A 15,848-nucleotide genomic window follows, 5' to 3' on the forward strand; every position below is an offset into this window, starting at 1 on the left:
ATGGCGCCTGCGATGGGAAAGGAGTTGCAGCATCGCACGGTGCTGCTGGAGGAAGCGGTCGACGCGCTGGTGACGCGCACGGACGGCGTCTATGTGGACGGCACGTTCGGGCGCGGCGGCCACAGTCGGGCAGTGCTGGGCAAGCTGGGTGAGGCAGGCCGTCTGATCGCATTCGATAAAGATCCGCTTGCGATCGAAACGGCGCAAGGCATGGCCGATCCGCGTTTCGAAATCGTGCATCAGAGTTTTGCATCACTGCGCGACGCGCTGGCGTCGCGCGGGGTAGGGCGTGTGTCGGGTGTATTGCTGGATCTGGGCGTGTCGTCGCCGCAAGTCGACGATCCGGAGCGGGGTTTCAGTTTTCGCGCCGATGGCCCGCTCGACATGCGTATGGACCCGACGCGCGGCGAATCCGCCGCGGATTGGCTCGCGCGGGCCACGTTGCAGGAACTGACGGAGGTGATCAGAGATTATGGGGAAGAACGGTTTGCTGTTCAGATTGCAAAGGCGCTTGTTGCTCGCCGGGCAGAGTCCGAACGTCTTGGGCCTCTCGCAAGCACGGGCGAGCTTGCCCAAATCGTGGCTAACGCCGTCAAAACCCGTGAGAAGGGTAAGGACCCGGCAACCCGCACCTTTCAGGCTATACGGATTCACGTCAATCAAGAGCTTGCGGAGCTGCAAGTCGTACTAGAGGCGGCGTTGTCGCTGCTGGAGCAAGGGGGGCGGCTGGTCGTGATCAGCTTTCATTCGCTCGAAGACCGCATCGTCAAGCGATTCATGCAGGCGCAGTCCACTGCGCCTGTGGTGGACCGCCGTCTGCCGATTCGTGCAGTCGACCTGCCGAGCCCTCCATTCAAACTGCTAGGCCGTGTTTTCGCGAGCGACGCCGAAGTCGCCGCCAATCCTCGCGCCCGTTCCGCCGTGATGCGCGTCGCGGAGCGGATCGCGCCATGAACCGCCTCAATATCTTCCTGCTGATCGTCGTCATGGGCTGTGCCCTTTCCGTCGTGAACGCGACGAACCAGCAGCGCCAGTTCTTTATCCAGTTGCAGCGCGCGCAGTCGCAGGAGCGCCAGCTGCAGCAGGACTATTCGCAGCTTCAATATCAGCAGAGCGCGCTGTCGAAAACCTCGCGCATCGAGCAGCTCGCCACCGATTCCCTGAAGATGCAGCAGGCCACGACGGGCCGCACGCAATACGTCCAGCTCGAACCGGGCACCGCGACGGCCGAGGACGCGCCGATTCCGACGTCCGGGCCTGCATCGGCGCCGGCGAACGCGAAAGCGGGATCGCCGCAAGCGGTCCAGGCGGCAAGCTCCCGCGGAGGCGCGCGATGATGAAGAAATCGTCGAATCGCAAGAGCGTCGCGTTTTCCGCGAACCCCATTCTTTCGGTGCGCCTGCCGATGTGGCGCTCGAAGCTCGTCGTGTTCCTGCTGTTTATGGCGTTTGTCGCCCTGGCTGGGCGCGCGTTCTGGATTCAGGGTCCGGGCAACGCGTTCTATCAGAAGCAGGGCGAAAGCCGCTATCAGCGCACCATCGAGTTGCCGGCCACACGCGGCAAGATCCTCGATCGCAACGGCCTTGTGCTTGCGACGAGCCTGCCCGTGCGCGCAATCTGGGCGATTCCCGAGTCGGTGCCCGACGATCTCGGCGCCGACAAGCTGCACCAGCTCGGCAAACTGCTCGACATGTCCGATAAAGAGCTGCGCACGAAGCTGTCCGAAGACAAAACTTTTGTCTACGTGAAGCGCCAGGTGCCGGTCGATGTCGCCGCGCAAGTCGCGGCGCTCGATATTCCCGGCGTTTACCAGCGCAACGAATACAAGCGCTTCTATCCGGAAGGCGAGATCACGGCTCACCTGATCGGATTTACGAACGTCGAGGACGAAGGCCAGGAAGGCGTCGAACTCGGCGACCAGAAGATGCTCGCCGGCATGTCCGGCACGCGCCGCGTGATCAAGGACCGCATGGGCCACATCGTCGAAGACGTCGACGAGACGGTCGTGCCGCACAACGGCAAGGATGTCGAGCTGTCGATCGACAGCAAGATTCAGTACATCGCTTACACGAACCTTAAAGCCGCGGTGCAGAAGTTCAAGGCGAAGGCGGGCGCCGCGATGGTGGTCGACGTGCGCACCGGTGAAGTGCTCGCGCTCGTCAATTACCCGACGTACAACCCGAACGACCGCTCGCACCTGACGGGCGAGCAGCTGCGCAACCGTATTCTCACCGACGTGTTCGAGCCGGGCTCGATCATGAAGCCGTTCACGGTGTCGCTCGCGCTCGATCTGCACCGCGTCTCGCCGACTACACTGGTGGATACGGGGCCTGGACGCTTTGTCCTCGACGGCGCAACGATCACTGACGACAGCGCGTTTGGCGTGCTTACAGTTGGCGGCGTGATCCAGAAGTCGAGCAACATCGGCGCGACGAAGATCGCGATGCAGCTCAAGCCCGAAGAGATGTGGAATATGTATACCAGCATCGGTCTCGGCCAGGCGCCGAAGGTCGGTTTTCCTGGCGCGGCGGCGGGCCGCCTGCGTCCGTGGAAGAGCTGGCGCCGCATCGAGCAGGCGACCATGTCGTACGGCTACGGCCTGTCGGCGTCGCTGTTCCAGCTCGCACGCGCGTACACCGCGATCGCACACGACGGCCAGATCCTGCCGATCTCGATTTTCCACACGCCCGGCGACCAGCCGGCCACCGGCACGCAGGTGTTTTCGCCAGTTACCGCGCGCGAAGTGCGCGCGATGCTCGAAACCGTCGTCTCGCCAGGCGGCACGTCGCCCGATGCCGCGGTGCCCGGCTATCGCGTCGGCGGCAAGAGCGGCACCGCGTACAAGCACTCGGGCCGCGGCTACGACAAATCGAAATATCGCGCATCGTTTGTCGGCATGGCGCCGATGCCGAATCCGCGCGTCGTAATCGCGGTGTCGGTCGACGAGCCGACCGCGGGCAGCCACTTCGGCGGCCAGGTGTCGGGCCCCGTGTTCTCGGCGATCGCCGGCGACACGCTGCGCTCGCTGAACGTGCCGCCCGATATGCCGATCAAGCAGATGGTCGTGTCGGACGACACGAACCAGACCGAGGCCGTCGCGTCCGCCGGGAACAACGGCGATGCGGCGAGCGGCGGTACGAAGAACACAGCGAAGAGCGTTGTTGCGTCGAACCACGCGAACGGTGCGAACGGTGCAAACAACGCGAAGAAGTTCGCTGCGAAGATCGCGACCCATGGCGCGTCCGCGAAGAAGCTGACGATCTCGAGCAACGCGAAGGAACACCCGGGAGTTGTGCGATGAGCGCGCTGCGTTTCTCCCATCCGGCCCGTCCGCAAATCGACGACGCGCTCGCGTGGCTGCGCGAGCACGTGAAGCCCGATGCGCACCTGCATGCGGACACACGGTCACTGGCAGCAGGCGATGCGTTTCTCGCATATGCGGTCGAAGGCGCGGACAACCGGCCGTTTATCGACAATGCGATCGAACGCGGCGCCGCCGCAGTGCTGTATCAACCGGAAGGCCTCGCGACGACGCAACCGGTCGCGGCGACCGCCCACGCGGTGCCTGCGCTGAACGAACTCGCGGGCGCGATTGCCAGCGCCTGGTACCACGACCCGAGCGACGCCATGCGCGTGATCGGCGTGACGGGCACGAACGGCAAGACGTCGTGCACGCAATGGATTGCCACGGCGCTGTCGGCGCATAGCTTGCCGTGCGCGGTGATCGGCACGCTCGGCACCGGCATGCCCGGCCATCTCGTTCATACCGGCTTTACGACGCCCGATGCGCCGCAGCTGCAGCGCAGCCTCGCGCAATTGCGTCACGAGGGCGCGCAGGCGATCGCGATGGAAGTGTCGTCGCATGCCCTGCATCAGGGGCGTGTGAACGGCACCAAATTCGATATCGCGGTATTCACGAACCTGACGCAGGACCATCTCGACTATCACCACACGTTTGCCGCGTATGAAGCGGCGAAAACGCGCCTGTTCGAATGGCCCGAATTGCGTGTCGCCGTCATCAACGCCGACGACGAAGCGGGCCGCCGCCTCATTGCCAGCACGAAAGGGCATGCGCGCACGATCGCGTATTCGCTCGAAGGCGGCGTGGGCTCGTCCGACGTCAGCGCGTTACTCGCCGATCAGGCGCTGATCGCAAGCGACGTGCGCGCGACCGCGACGGGCACCGCGTTTCATCTGGTCTCCGACTGGGGCAGCGCAGATGTCGAAGTCGGCACGCTCGGCGCGTTCAATGTCAGCAATCTGCTCGGCGTGCTGGGCGCGCTGCTTGCGGCAAACGTGCCTTTCGACGCGGCGCTCGAGGAAATCTCGAAGCTCGAGCCGGTGAACGGCCGCATGCAGCGTCTCGGTGGCCGCTTGCAGAACGACGAGCCGCTCGTCGTGATCGATTACGCGCATACGCCGGACGCGCTCGAAAAGACGCTCGTCGCATTGCGCCCAATCGCAGAGGCGCGCGGCGGCGAACTCGTCTGCATGTTCGGCTGCGGCGGCGACCGCGATGCGACCAAGCGTCCGCTGATGGGCGCGATCGCCGAACGCGGCGCCGACGCGCTGGTCGTGACGAGCGACAACCCACGCAGCGAAGATCCGCAAGCGATCATCGATCAGATCGTCGCGGGCATGACGCAGCCGTCGAGGGCGCGCTGCATCGAAGACCGCGCGAGCGCGATCCTGCAGGCGATCCGCAGCGCGGCGCGCGAAGACGTGATCGTGCTCGCGGGCAAGGGCCACGAAGCCACACAGGAAATCATGGGCAAGAAGCGCGAGTTTTCGGATCAGGACCATGCACGGCTCGCACTGGCCGCGCGTGCGACGCAAGCGCGCGGAGGTGGCGAATGAGCGAGCGAGGTAAAGCGATGTTCTCGCTGAGCGAAGCCGCCGCGCTGATTCCCGGCGCAACGGTGCTCGGCGACGGTTCCGTCACGTTCGACCGCGTGTCGACCGACAGCCGCACTACGGGCCCCGGCGATCTGTTCGTCGCGCTCAAGGGCGAGCGCTTCGACGCGCACGACTTCCTGACCGATGTCGCGAGCCGTCACGTGAACGCGGCGCTCGTCACGCGCAGTCCCGGCGACTGGCGCGTGCCTGCATTGCGCGTGGCCGATACGCGCGTCGCGCTCGGCGCGCTTGCGCGCGGCTGGCGCCGCAAGTTCACGATGCCGCTCGTCGCGGTCACGGGCAGCAACGGCAAGACGACGGTCAAGGAAATGATTTCGTCGATCTTTGCGGCAGAAGTGGGCGAAGCATCGCGCCTTGCGACTGCCGGCAACTTCAACAACGACGTCGGGGTGCCGCTCACGCTGTTCCGCCTGAGCGAAGCGCACAGGCTCGCGGTCGTCGAGCTCGGCATGAATCACCCGGGCGAAACTCAGTTGCTCGCGAAGCTCGCGGAGCCGACCGTCGCAGTGGTGAACAACGCGCAGCGCGAGCATCAGGAATTTATGGCGACCGTCGAAGCGGTCGCGCTCGAACATGCGAGCGTGATTCACGCGCTTACGCCCGACGGCATCGCCGTGTTCCCGGCCGACGATGTCTATGCAGGCATCTGGCGCGTCGCCGCCACCGGCAACAACGTGATCGATTTCGCGCTGAATACGGACGAATGCATGACGGAAGCGGCCGTCACGGGCCGCTTCGACGGCCGCACGCTGCGCATCGACACGCCGCAAGGCCGCATCGATGCGACGCTGCAAGTGCTCGGTGCGCACAACGCGCGCAACGCGCTTGCCGCGACGGCGGCCGCGCTTGCCGCGGGTGTGTCGCTCGATGCGATCAAGCGCGGTCTCGAATCGTTCGGCGCGGTGAAGGGCCGCCTGCAGGTCAAGCGCGCGGTGCTCGGCGCGCTCGCGGGCGCCACCGTAATAGACGACACCTACAACGCGAATCCCGATTCGATGCGCGCCGCGATCGACGTGCTCGCGACGCGGCCGTCGCCGCGCGTGCTCGTGATGGGCGATATGGGCGAAACCGGCGACGAAGGTCCGGCGTTTCATCGCGAGATTGGCGCGTACGCGAAAGAGTGCGGCATCGATGCCCTGTACGCGATGGGCGATGCATCGCGCGATGCGTGCGCCGCGTACGGTCCGAAGGCGCAGCACGCGGCCGATCCGGCCGCGCTCGTCGCGCAATTGCAGCAGGCCGGTTTCACGGCGACGGCAACATTTCTGGTGAAAGGCTCGCGCTTCATGCAGATGGAGCGCGTGGTGGACGCCTTGACAAGTCCACAAACCAATGCGGCGGGCGACAGCCCCGCCGCACATTGAAAAGAGAAGGGAACCACGCATGCTACTGGCGCTGGCGCAATGGCTGCAGAATGACGCAAGCTTCTTGCGCGTGATCAGTTATCTGACTTTTCGCGCGGTCGCAGCGACGATTACCGCGCTGCTGATCGGGCTCGTGTGTGGTCCGTGGGTGATCCGCAAGCTGACTCAGATGAAGGTTGGCCAGGCGGTGCGCAAGGACGGCCCGCAATCGCACCTCGTCAAATCGGGCACGCCGACCATGGGCGGCGTGCTGATTCTGATCGGCATTGCCGTGTCGACGCTGCTGTGGGCGGATCTGACCAACCGCTTCATCTGGATCGTGATTCTGGTGACGTTCGGCTTCGGGCTGATCGGCTGGGTCGACGATTACCGCAAGGTGGTCTACAAGGATCCGCGCGGCATGTCGTCGCGCGAAAAGTATTTCTGGCAATCGGTGATCGGCCTGTTCGCGGCTGTTTATCTCGCGTTCAGCGTGTCTGAAGCGAGCAACGTGCGCGTGTTCGACCTGTTTATGGCGTGGGTGAGAAGCGGTCTGTCGATGGGCCTGCCCGCGCGCGCCGACCTGATGCTGCCGTTCCTGAAGTCGATCAGCTATCCGCTCGGCGTCTGGGGCTTTATCGCGCTCACCTACCTCGTGATTGTCGGCGCGAGCAATGCGGTGAACCTCACCGACGGTCTCGACGGCCTCGTGATCATGCCGGTCGTGCTGGTCGGCGCGTCGCTCGGCGTGTTCGCGTATGTGATGGGCAGTTCGGTCTATTCGAAGTATCTGCTGTTCCCGCATATACCGGGCGCTGGCGAATTGCTGATTTTCTGTTCCGCGATCGGCGGAGCGGGCCTTGCGTTTCTCTGGTTCAACACGCACCCCGCGCAGGTGTTTATGGGCGACGTCGGCGCGCTGGCGCTCGGTGGCGCGCTCGGCACCGTCGCGGTGATCGTGCGCCAGGAGATCGTGCTTTTCATCATGGGCGGCATCTTCGTCGCCGAAACGCTTTCCGTGATGCTGCAAGTCACGTGGTTCAAATATACGAAGCGCCGTTACGGCGAAGGCAGGCGCATCTTCAAGATGGCGCCGCTGCATCACCACTTCGAGTTATCGGGGTGGAAAGAAACACAGGTGGTCGTGCGTTTCTGGATCATCACGTTGATGTTGTGCCTGTTCGGTTTGTCCACGCTCAAGTTGCGCTAAGCACCACAAAGGAAAGCAAGCGATGTTCGGCGAGAAGTTTCGGGATCGGCAAAAGCCGATGGTGCTCGTGCTGGGGCTCGGTGAATCGGGCCTCGCGATGGCGCGCTGGTGCGCGCGGCATGGTTGCCGCCTGCGCATAGCCGACACGCGCGAAGTGCCGCCGAATCTGTCCGCGCTCGAGGCGCACCAGGTCGACGCCGATTTCGTCGGCGGCGCGTTTTCGACGGTGCTGCTCGAAGGCGTCGAGCTCGTCGCGATCAGCCCCGGGCTGTCGCCGCTTGCCGCCGATCTGCTGCCGCTGATTAGCGCCGCGCGCGAACGCGACATTCCCGTGTGGGGCGAACTCGAGTTCTTCGCGCAGGCGTTGAAGACGCTCGGCGAAAGCGGCTACGCGCCGAAGGTGATCGCGATCACCGGCACGAACGGCAAGACCACGACGACGAGCCTCACCGGTTTGCTCTGCGCGCGCGCCGGCAAGAAAGTCGCGGTGGCCGGCAATATCAGCCCTGCCGCGCTCGACAAGCTGAGCGAAGCGATCGACAACACCGCGCTGCCCGAGATCTGGGTGCTCGAACTGTCGAGCTTCCAGCTCGAAACCGCGCATACGTTCGCGCCGGACGCGGCCGTGGTGCTGAACATCACGCAGGACCATCTCGACTGGCACGGCGGGCTCGATGCGTATGCCGCCGCGAAAGGCCGCATTTTCGGCGCGAACACGGTGCGCGTGCTGAACCGCGACGACGCGCGCGTGATGGCGCTCGCGCCAGCCGCGGCAGACAGCGCCGCGCCCATCGTCACGTTCGGCCTGAACGAGCCGGCGAACGATGGCGACTACGGGCTACTGCGCGAGAACGGCATGGTGTGGCTCGTCGAAGGCGAAGACCGCGACGCCGCCGAAGAACTGAAGACGTCGCGCCGCCGCAAGGCCGAAAGCACGACGCCGCCGAACATCACGCTGAAGCGCCTGATGCCGGCCGACGCGCTGCGCATCCGCGGCTTGCATAACGCGGCAAACGCGCTGGCCGCCTTCGCGCTGGCGCGCGCGATCGGCCTGCCGGGCGCGCCGCTCCTGCATGGCCTGCGCGAATACCGCGGCGAGCCGCATCGCGTGGAGCTGATCGCGTCGGTGGACGGCGTCGATTACGTCGACGACAGCAAGGGCACGAATGTCGGCGCCACGGTGGCCGCGCTCGACGGTCTCGCGCAGCGCGTCGTGCTAATCGCAGGCGGCGACGGCAAGGGCCAGGAATTCGATCCGCTGGCGGCGCCGGTCACGCGCTGGTGTCGTGCCGTGATGCTGATCGGTCGCGACGCGCCGCGTATTCGCGAAGCGCTCGCCGACACCGGCATCGCACTGGCCGACCACGCGACGCTCGAAGAAGCGACGCGCGCGGCGGCCGCGCTCGCGCAACCGGGCGACGCGGTGCTGCTGTCGCCCGCGTGCGCGAGCTTCGACATGTTCAAGGGTTATGCGCACCGTGCCGAGGTGTTCCACAGCACGGTCGAAGAAATTGCCGCCGAACGGGGGACGATGATATGAGCTGGTCGGAACGCTTCGGATCACGCCTCTCGGGCCAACGCGGCTCGGTCACCGCCGGAAAGGTCGGGGGCGCAACGAGCGGCGCGGCTTCGGGCCGTGGCATCACGGGCGGCCTCGCTAGCGCGGTCAACGGCGTGCGGCCGCTGCGCTCACGCATGCTCGACTACGACCATTCGCTGCTGTGGGTGGTCGTCGCGCTGCTCGGTCTTGGCGTCGTGATGGTGTATTCGGCGTCGATCGCGATGCCCGATTCGCCGAAATACGCGTCGTACCGCGATTACGCGTTTCTCGTGCGGCAGATTCTGTACGTGTTTCTCGGCGGTGTGATCGGCATCGTCGCGTTCCGCATTCCGATTTCGACGTGGGACAAGTACGCGCCGAAGCTCTTCCTGATCGCGCTCGTGGCGCTCGTGATCGTGCTGATTCCGCACGTCGGCAAGGGCGTGAACGGCGCGCGCCGCTGGATTCCGCTCGGCATCACGAATATGCAGCCGTCGGAAGTCATGAAGCTCGCCGTGACGATTTACGCGGCGAACTACACGGTGCGCAAGCAGGAATACATGCACAGCTTCGCGAAGGGCTTCTTGCCGATGGGCTTCGCGGTCGGCGTGGTCGGCATGCTGTTGCTGCTCGAGCCGGACATGGGCGCGTTCATGGTGATCGCCGCGATCGCGATGGGCCTGCTGTTCCTCGGCGGCGTGAACGGCAAGATTTTCGGCGGGCTGGTGGCCACCGCGGTCGGCACCTTCACGCTGCTCGTGTGGGCATCGCCGTGGCGCCGCGAGCGGATCTTCGCGTATCTCGATCCGTGGGACGACCGTTACGCGCAGGGCAAGGCCTATCAGTTGACGCACTCGCTGATCGCGTTCGGCCGCGGCGAGTGGTTCGGCGTGGGCCTCGGCGGCAGCGTCGAAAAGCTCAACTATCTGCCGGAAGCGCACACCGACTTCATCCTCGCCGTGATCGGCGAGGAACTCGGCTTTGTCGGCGTGATGGTCGTGATCCTGCTGTTCTACTGGATCGTGCGCCGCGCGTTCGAGATCGGCCGCCAGGCGCTCGCGCTCGACCGCACGTTCGCGGGGCTCGTCGCGAAAGGCATCGGTATCTGGTTCGGCGCGCAGACGTTTATCAATATGGGCGTGAACCTCGGTCTGTTGCCGACCAAGGGTCTCACGTTGCCGCTCGTCAGCTACGGCGGCTCCGGCATTCTGCTCAACTGCCTCGCAATTGCCGTGCTGCTGCGTGTCGATTATGAAAACCGGGTGCTGATGCGCGGAGGGAAGGTATGACGCGACTCGCGACCGATCCGCGCACGCTGATGGTGATGGCCGGCGGCACCGGGGGACATGTGTTCCCGGGGCTCGCCGTCGCACACCAGATGCAGGCGTGGGGATGGCGTGTCGTGTGGCTCGGCAACCCGACCGGCATGGAAGCGACGCTCGTGCCGAAGCACGGCGTGCCGATCGAGTTCGTGCGCTTCGGCGGTGTGCGCGGCAAAGGCATCAAAACCAAGCTGATGTTGCCGGTGAACCTGTTGCGTGCGTGCTCGGAAAGTCTTTCGGTGCTGCGTCGCGTAAAGCCTGATGTGGTGCTCGGCATGGGCGGCTACATCACGTTTCCCGCGGGCGTGATGACGTGGCTGTCGGGTCGCTCGCTTGTGTTGCACGAACAGAATTCGATCGCGGGGCTCGCGAACAAGGTGCTCGCGAAGCTCGCGAAACGCGTGCTCGTCGCGTTTCCGAACGCGCTGCCGAATGCGGAATGGACCGGTAATCCGATTCGTGAGGAACTTGCGCGCGTCCCGGCACCCGAAGCACGGTATGCATTACGAAGCGGTCCTTTGAATGTGCTCGTGGTCGGCGGCAGTCTGGGCGCCGCGGGCCTCAACGACGTCGTGCCGAAAGCGCTTGCGCTGCTGGCGCCGAACGAAAGGCCGCGCATCGTGCATCAGGCGGGCGCAAAGCATATCGAAGCAGCGCGCGCGAACTACGCGGCAGCTGGTATTCACGCAGGTATCTCTAACGGAAGCGCAACCGGAGACGACGTGCAGCTGCTGCCGTTTATCGACGACATGACCAGCGCGTACGCGAACGCGGATCTCGTGATCTGCCGTTCGGGCGCGATGACGGTCGCCGAAATCGCGGCTGTCGGGGTCGCGGCGTTCTTCGTGCCGTTCCCGTTTGCCGTCGACGATCACCAGACGACGAACGCGGCGTTTCTCGCGAAGAACGGCGCGGCTGTCGTCGTGCAGCAGCGCGATCTGTCGGCACAGCAGCTGGCTGACTGGCTGCGCGGTCAGACGCGCGAAACACTCGTCGAAATGGCGAAGCATTCACGGTCGCTCGCGAAGCCCGATGCGACCGAACAGGTGGCGCAGATTTGCGCAACCGTAGCGGGATTCGCGCATAGCGCGGTCCCGGAAGGAAGTCAGCAATGAAACATATCGTCAAACATATTCACTTCGTCGGGATCGGCGGCGCCGGGATGAGCGGCATCGCCGAAGTGCTCGTCAATCTCGGCTACCAGGTGAGTGGCTCGGACCTCGCGCGCAATGCGGTCACCGAGCGCCTTGCCGCGCTCGGCGCGCGTATCGCGATCGGTCACGACGCGGAAAACATCGAAGGCGCGAATGCGGTCGTCGTGTCGACGGCCGTGCGCAGCGACAACCCCGAAGTGCTCGCGGCGCGCCATCGCCGTATTCCGATCGTGCCGCGCGCGGTGATGCTCGCGGAACTGATGCGCCTGAAGCAGGGCATCGCCATTGCCGGCACGCACGGCAAGACCACGACCACGTCGCTCGTCGCGAGCGTGCTCGCGGCCGGCGGGCTCGATCCGACCTTCGTGATCGGCGGGCGGCTGATCAGCGCCGGCGCGAATGCGCGTCTCGGCACCGGCGATTTCATCGTCGCCGAAGCGGACGAATCGGATGCGTCGTTCCTGAATCTGTTCCCGGTGATCGAAGTCATCACGAACATCGACGCCGATCACATGGACACCTACGGCCACGACTTCGCGCGGCTCAAGCAGGCGTTTATCGAATTCACGCACCGGCTGCCGTTTTACGGCATTGCGGTGCTGTGCGTCGACGATCCGAACGTGAAGGAGATTCTGCCGTTCGTATCGAAGCCGATCATCCGCTACGGTTTCGCGGCCGATGCGCAGGTGCGCGCAGTGAATGTGGTCGCGCGCGAAGGCCAGATGCATTTCACGGCGATGCGCGAAGACGCGGCGCCCATCGACATCGTGCTGAACCTGCCCGGCACGCACAACGTGCAGAACGCGCTCGCGGCAATCGCGATTGCGACTGAACTCGAAGTGAAAGATGCCGATATCCAGCGAGCGCTCGCGGAATTCAATGGCGTCGGCCGGCGTTTTCAACGGTATGGCGAGGTGCCCGCGGCCAACGGCGGCGCGTACACCCTGGTGGACGACTACGGGCATCACCCGGTCGAAATGGCCGCGACGATCGCGGCCGCGCGCGGTGCGTTTCCCGACAAGCGGCTCGTGCTCGCATTCCAGCCGCATCGCTTTACGCGCACGCGCGATTGCTTTGAAGACTTCGTGAAGGTGTTGTCGACCGTCGATGCGCTGGTGCTGACCGAAGTCTATGCGGCCGGCGAAGCGCCGATCGTCGCAGCGGACGGACGTTCGCTCACGCGCGCGATCCGGGTTGCAGGAAAGATCGAACCGGTGTTCGTCGAAACGGTCGATGAAGTGCCGGAAGCGCTCGCCGCGGTGGTGCGTGCGGGCGATGTGGTGATCACGATGGGTGCGGGATCGATCGGCGCGGTGCCGGGCCGGTTGGCCGCAGCAAATGAAGGTGTGAAATGAGCAGCAGTTTTAATCCGAAGGACTTCGGCAAGGTGGCAGTGCTGCTCGGCGGTGAGTCCGCCGAGCGCGAAGTGTCGCTGAATTCCGGCCGCCTCGTGTTGCAGGGCCTGCGCGAAGCCGGTATCGACGCGTATCCGTTCGACCCGTCCGAGCGGCCCCTCGCGGCACTGAAAGAGGAAGGCTTCGTGCGCGCATTCAATGCGCTGCACGGCGGCTATGGCGAGAACGGCCAGATTCAGGGCGCGCTCGATTTTTACGGCATCCGTTATACGGGCAGCGGCGTGCTCGGCTCGGCGCTCGGGCTCGACAAGTTCCGCACGAAGCTCGTCTGGCAGCAGCTCGGCGTGCCGACGCCGCCGTTCGAAGCGGTGCTGCGCGGCGACGACTATGCCGCGCGCGCGAAAGACATCGTCGCGAAGCTCGGCTTGCCGCTCTTCGTGAAGCCGGCGAGCGAAGGCTCGAGCGTCGCCGTGATCAAGGTGAAAGCGGCTGATGCGCTGGTCGCGGCGCTCGAGGAAGCGGCGAAGTACGACACGATCATCGTGGTCGAGAAGAGCATCGAAGGCGGCGGCGAGTACACGGCGTGCGTATGCGGCGATCTCGATCTGCCGGTCATCCGCATCGTGCCGGCCGGCGAGTTCTACGACTACCGCGCGAAGTACATCGCGAACGACACGCAGTATCTGATTCCGTGCGGTCTCGCGCCGGCCGTCGAAACGCATCTGAAGGCGCTGTCGCGCCGCGCGTTCGACGTGCTCGGCTGTACCGACTGGGGCCGTGCCGATTTCATGATGGACGCGGAAGGCAACCCGTATTTCCTGGAAGTGAACACGGCGCCGGGCATGACCGATCACTCGCTGCCGCCGAAAGCGGCGCGCGCGGTCGGCATCAGCTATTCGGAGCTGGTCGTGAAGATCCTGTCGCTGACGCTGAAAGACTAACGGGCAAACATGTGGAACAACGTTCGCCAGCTGAACCTCGCCGCCAACGCGCTGAACGCGTTGCTGGTGCTCGTGCTGCTGGCGGCGGGCGCGTACTGGCTGATCCAGCGCCCGAATTTCGCGCTGCGCGAGATCCGCATCGACGGCGATACCGAGCACATCAATTCGCCGACGGTGCGCGCAACGGTCGTCGGCCGGCTGAAGGGCAACTTCTTCACCGTCGATCTGGACGCGGCGCGACAGTCGTTCGAGCAGATGCCGTGGGTGCGTCATGCGAGCGTGCGGCGCGTGTGGCCAAACGCGCTCGCGGTGACGCTCGAGGAGTACAAGCCGCTCGGCACGTGGGGCAGCGATCAGCTCGTCAGTGTGGATGGCGATCTCTTCACCGCGAACCAGGGCGAGCTCGAACAGGAATTGCCCGCGTTCGATGGGCCGGACGGGTCAGCGAGGGAAGTCGTCGCGCGTTATCACGACTTCGAGAAGTGGTTTGCGTCGATCGGGGCGACGCCGGACGAAGTGACGCTGTCGCCGCGCTATGCGTGGACCGTCAAGCTGTCGAACGGCATGCAGGTCGAACTGGGCCGCGAACGCAATCAGGACACGCTGTACGACCGTTGCCGGCGTCTGACCGGGGCCTGGTCGGCGGTGACGCAGCGCTGGGGGAAGGATATCGAGTATGCGGACTTGCGTTATCCGAACGGTTTTGCGATTCGTGCGGCTGGCATGCGCTTCATTACGGAACCCGACAAGGGCAAGAAGTAACAGGACATCACTCGCAATGAGCACGCTATGAGTAAAGACTATAAAGATCTGCTAGTGGCCCTCGACATCGGGACGGCGAAAGTCGTGGCGATCGTCGCCGAGCTGAAAGGCGAAGGTCACTACGAAGTGATCGGCCTTGGCCAGAGCGAGTCGAAGGGGCTCAAGAAAGGCGTGGTGGTGAATATCGAAGCCACCGTGCAGTCGATCCAGCGCGCGCTCGAGGAAGCGGAGCTGATGGCCGACTGCAAGATCACGAATGTGTTCACCGGCATCGCGGGCAGCCATATCCGCAGCTTCAATTCGAGCGGGATGGTCGCGATCAAGGAGAAGGAAGTCACGCAAACCGATGTGGCGCGTGTGATCGAAACGGCGAAGGCGATCAACATTCCGACCGACCAGCAGGTGCTGCATATCCTCACGCAGGAATTCATCATCGACGGCCAGGAGGATGTGCGCGAGCCGATCGGCATGAGCGGCATCCGCCTCGAAGTGAAGGTGCATATCGTGACCGGCGCGGTCAGCGCGGCGCAGAACATCGTCAAGTGCGTGCGCCGCTGCGGGCTCGAAGTGAACGATCTGATCCTGCAGCCGCTCGCGTCGTCGCTTGCGGTGCTGACGGACGACGAGAAAGAACTGGGCGTGGTGCTCGTCGATATCGGCGGCGGCACGACCGATATCGCGATCTTCAGTGAAGGCGCGATCCGCCATACCGCGGTGATTCCGATCGCCGGCGATCAGGTGACGAGCGACATCGCAATGGCGCTGCGCACGCCGACGCCGGATGCGGAAGACATCAAGGTCGGCTATGGCATCGCGAAGCAGGCGCTGGCCGATCCGGACGAAATGATCGAAGTGCCGGGACTCGGCGAGCGCGGTCCGCGCACGCTGTCGCGCCAGGCGCTCGCGGCCGTGATCGAGCCGCGTGTCGAAGAACTGTTTTCGCTCGTGCAGCAGGTCGTGCGCGAGTCGGGTTACGAGGAACTGCTGAGCTCCGGCGTGGTGCTGACCGGCGGCGCGTCGATGATGCCCGGCATGGTCGAGCTCGGTGAAGACATTTTCCTGAAGCCGGTGCGGATTGGCGTGCCCGAGTACGCGGGCGGCCTCGCGGACGTGGTGCGCAACCCGCGCTACTCGACCGCGATGGGCCTGCTTGTCGAAGGGCGCTCGCAACGCATGCGCGGCCGCAAGGTGGCTGTGCAGTCCGGCTCGATGGGACAGGTGTTCACGCGCATGAAGGACTGGTTCCTCGGCAACTTTTAACGAATCGAATTCGCGCTGGTGCCGGCGGCCGGCGCGCGACAGGG

The 15,848-nt window shown here is 64.8% G+C and carries 13 protein-coding genes; all 13 read left to right on the forward strand.

Going from position 1 to position 15,848, the window contains the following annotated elements; genetic code table 11:
* The 13 genes from rsmH to ftsA are packed head-to-tail and all read left to right on the forward strand — an operon-like array spanning position 1 to position 15,804.
* A complete protein-coding gene (gene rsmH, locus KZJ38_RS03830; protein ID WP_219798849.1) occupies positions 1–954 on the forward strand; it encodes a 16S rRNA (cytosine(1402)-N(4))-methyltransferase RsmH in 954 nt (317 codons plus the stop codon).
* Positions 951–1,337: a cell division protein FtsL gene (gene ftsL / locus KZJ38_RS03835; RefSeq protein WP_219798850.1), complete on the forward strand. Its 387-nt coding sequence runs from the start codon at positions 951–953 to the stop codon at positions 1,335–1,337. Before rsmH ends, ftsL begins: the two co-directional genes overlap by 4 nt.
* On the forward strand, positions 1,337–3,301 hold the full coding sequence (locus tag KZJ38_RS03840) for a peptidoglycan D,D-transpeptidase FtsI family protein (RefSeq protein ID WP_219800102.1): 1,965 nt from the start codon (positions 1,337–1,339) through the stop codon (positions 3,299–3,301). The genes ftsL and KZJ38_RS03840 overlap by 1 nt, the downstream gene beginning before the upstream one ends.
* Complete coding sequence (locus KZJ38_RS03845; protein WP_219798851.1) at positions 3,298–4,857, forward strand: UDP-N-acetylmuramoyl-L-alanyl-D-glutamate--2,6-diaminopimelate ligase; 1,560 nt, start codon at positions 3,298–3,300, stop codon at positions 4,855–4,857. The genes KZJ38_RS03840 and KZJ38_RS03845 overlap by 4 nt, the downstream gene beginning before the upstream one ends.
* Positions 4,854–6,281, forward strand: a complete 1,428-nt coding sequence (locus KZJ38_RS03850; protein ID WP_219798852.1) for a UDP-N-acetylmuramoyl-tripeptide--D-alanyl-D-alanine ligase — start codon at positions 4,854–4,856, stop codon at positions 6,279–6,281. Before KZJ38_RS03845 ends, KZJ38_RS03850 begins: the two co-directional genes overlap by 4 nt.
* 19 nt (positions 6,282–6,300) lie before the next feature.
* Entirely contained in the window at positions 6,301–7,470 is a 1,170-nt protein-coding gene (mraY, locus tag KZJ38_RS03855; protein WP_219798853.1) for a phospho-N-acetylmuramoyl-pentapeptide-transferase, read from the forward strand.
* A gap of 22 nt (positions 7,471–7,492) precedes the next feature.
* The gene (murD, locus tag KZJ38_RS03860) at positions 7,493–9,010 is read left to right on the forward strand and encodes a UDP-N-acetylmuramoyl-L-alanine--D-glutamate ligase (protein WP_219798854.1); all 1,518 of its coding nucleotides are present in this window, start codon (positions 7,493–7,495) and stop codon (positions 9,008–9,010) included.
* On the forward strand, positions 9,007–10,299 hold the full coding sequence (ftsW, locus tag KZJ38_RS03865) for a putative lipid II flippase FtsW (RefSeq protein ID WP_219798855.1): 1,293 nt from the start codon (positions 9,007–9,009) through the stop codon (positions 10,297–10,299). The genes murD and ftsW overlap by 4 nt, the downstream gene beginning before the upstream one ends.
* Positions 10,296–11,447 (forward strand): undecaprenyldiphospho-muramoylpentapeptide beta-N-acetylglucosaminyltransferase, encoded by a 1,152-nt coding sequence (gene murG, locus KZJ38_RS03870; RefSeq protein ID WP_219798856.1) that lies wholly within the window; start codon positions 10,296–10,298, stop codon positions 11,445–11,447. Before ftsW ends, murG begins: the two co-directional genes overlap by 4 nt.
* Positions 11,444–12,841 carry a UDP-N-acetylmuramate--L-alanine ligase gene (murC, locus tag KZJ38_RS03875; protein ID WP_219798857.1) on the forward strand — a complete coding sequence of 466 codons (1,398 nt, stop codon included), beginning with the start codon at positions 11,444–11,446 and terminating at the stop codon, positions 12,839–12,841. Before murG ends, murC begins: the two co-directional genes overlap by 4 nt.
* Positions 12,838–13,782, forward strand: a complete 945-nt coding sequence (locus tag KZJ38_RS03880) for a D-alanine--D-alanine ligase (RefSeq protein WP_219798858.1) — start codon at positions 12,838–12,840, stop codon at positions 13,780–13,782. The genes murC and KZJ38_RS03880 overlap by 4 nt, the downstream gene beginning before the upstream one ends.
* A gap of 9 nt (positions 13,783–13,791) precedes the next feature.
* Complete coding sequence (locus KZJ38_RS03885; RefSeq protein ID WP_219798859.1) at positions 13,792–14,544, forward strand: cell division protein FtsQ/DivIB; 753 nt, start codon at positions 13,792–13,794, stop codon at positions 14,542–14,544.
* Between the two features lie 27 nt (positions 14,545–14,571).
* Positions 14,572–15,804: a cell division protein FtsA gene (gene ftsA / locus KZJ38_RS03890; protein WP_075158229.1), complete on the forward strand. Its 1,233-nt coding sequence runs from the start codon at positions 14,572–14,574 to the stop codon at positions 15,802–15,804.
* Positions 15,805–15,848: the final 44 nt, after the last annotated feature.

The sequence above is a fragment of the Paraburkholderia edwinii genome, from assembly GCF_019428685.1.
Taxonomy (GTDB): domain Bacteria; phylum Pseudomonadota; class Gammaproteobacteria; order Burkholderiales; family Burkholderiaceae; genus Paraburkholderia; species Paraburkholderia edwinii.

Coding starts and splice junctions, on each gene's coding strand:
- rsmH (WP_219798849.1), top strand. CDS start 1: ATGGCGCCTGCGATGGGAAAGGAGTTGCAGCATCGCACGGTGCTGCTG.
- ftsL (WP_219798850.1), top strand. CDS start 951: ATGAACCGCCTCAATATCTTCCTGCTGATCGTCGTCATGGGCTGTGCC.
- KZJ38_RS03840 (WP_219800102.1), top strand. CDS start 1,337: ATGAAGAAATCGTCGAATCGCAAGAGCGTCGCGTTTTCCGCGAACCCC.
- KZJ38_RS03845 (WP_219798851.1), top strand. CDS start 3,298: ATGAGCGCGCTGCGTTTCTCCCATCCGGCCCGTCCGCAAATCGACGAC.
- KZJ38_RS03850 (WP_219798852.1), top strand. CDS start 4,854: ATGAGCGAGCGAGGTAAAGCGATGTTCTCGCTGAGCGAAGCCGCCGCG.
- mraY (WP_219798853.1), top strand. CDS start 6,301: ATGCTACTGGCGCTGGCGCAATGGCTGCAGAATGACGCAAGCTTCTTG.
- murD (WP_219798854.1), top strand. CDS start 7,493: ATGTTCGGCGAGAAGTTTCGGGATCGGCAAAAGCCGATGGTGCTCGTG.
- ftsW (WP_219798855.1), top strand. CDS start 9,007: ATGAGCTGGTCGGAACGCTTCGGATCACGCCTCTCGGGCCAACGCGGC.
- murG (WP_219798856.1), top strand. CDS start 10,296: ATGACGCGACTCGCGACCGATCCGCGCACGCTGATGGTGATGGCCGGC.
- murC (WP_219798857.1), top strand. CDS start 11,444: ATGAAACATATCGTCAAACATATTCACTTCGTCGGGATCGGCGGCGCC.
- KZJ38_RS03880 (WP_219798858.1), top strand. CDS start 12,838: ATGAGCAGCAGTTTTAATCCGAAGGACTTCGGCAAGGTGGCAGTGCTG.
- KZJ38_RS03885 (WP_219798859.1), top strand. CDS start 13,792: ATGTGGAACAACGTTCGCCAGCTGAACCTCGCCGCCAACGCGCTGAAC.
- ftsA (WP_075158229.1), top strand. CDS start 14,572: ATGAGTAAAGACTATAAAGATCTGCTAGTGGCCCTCGACATCGGGACG.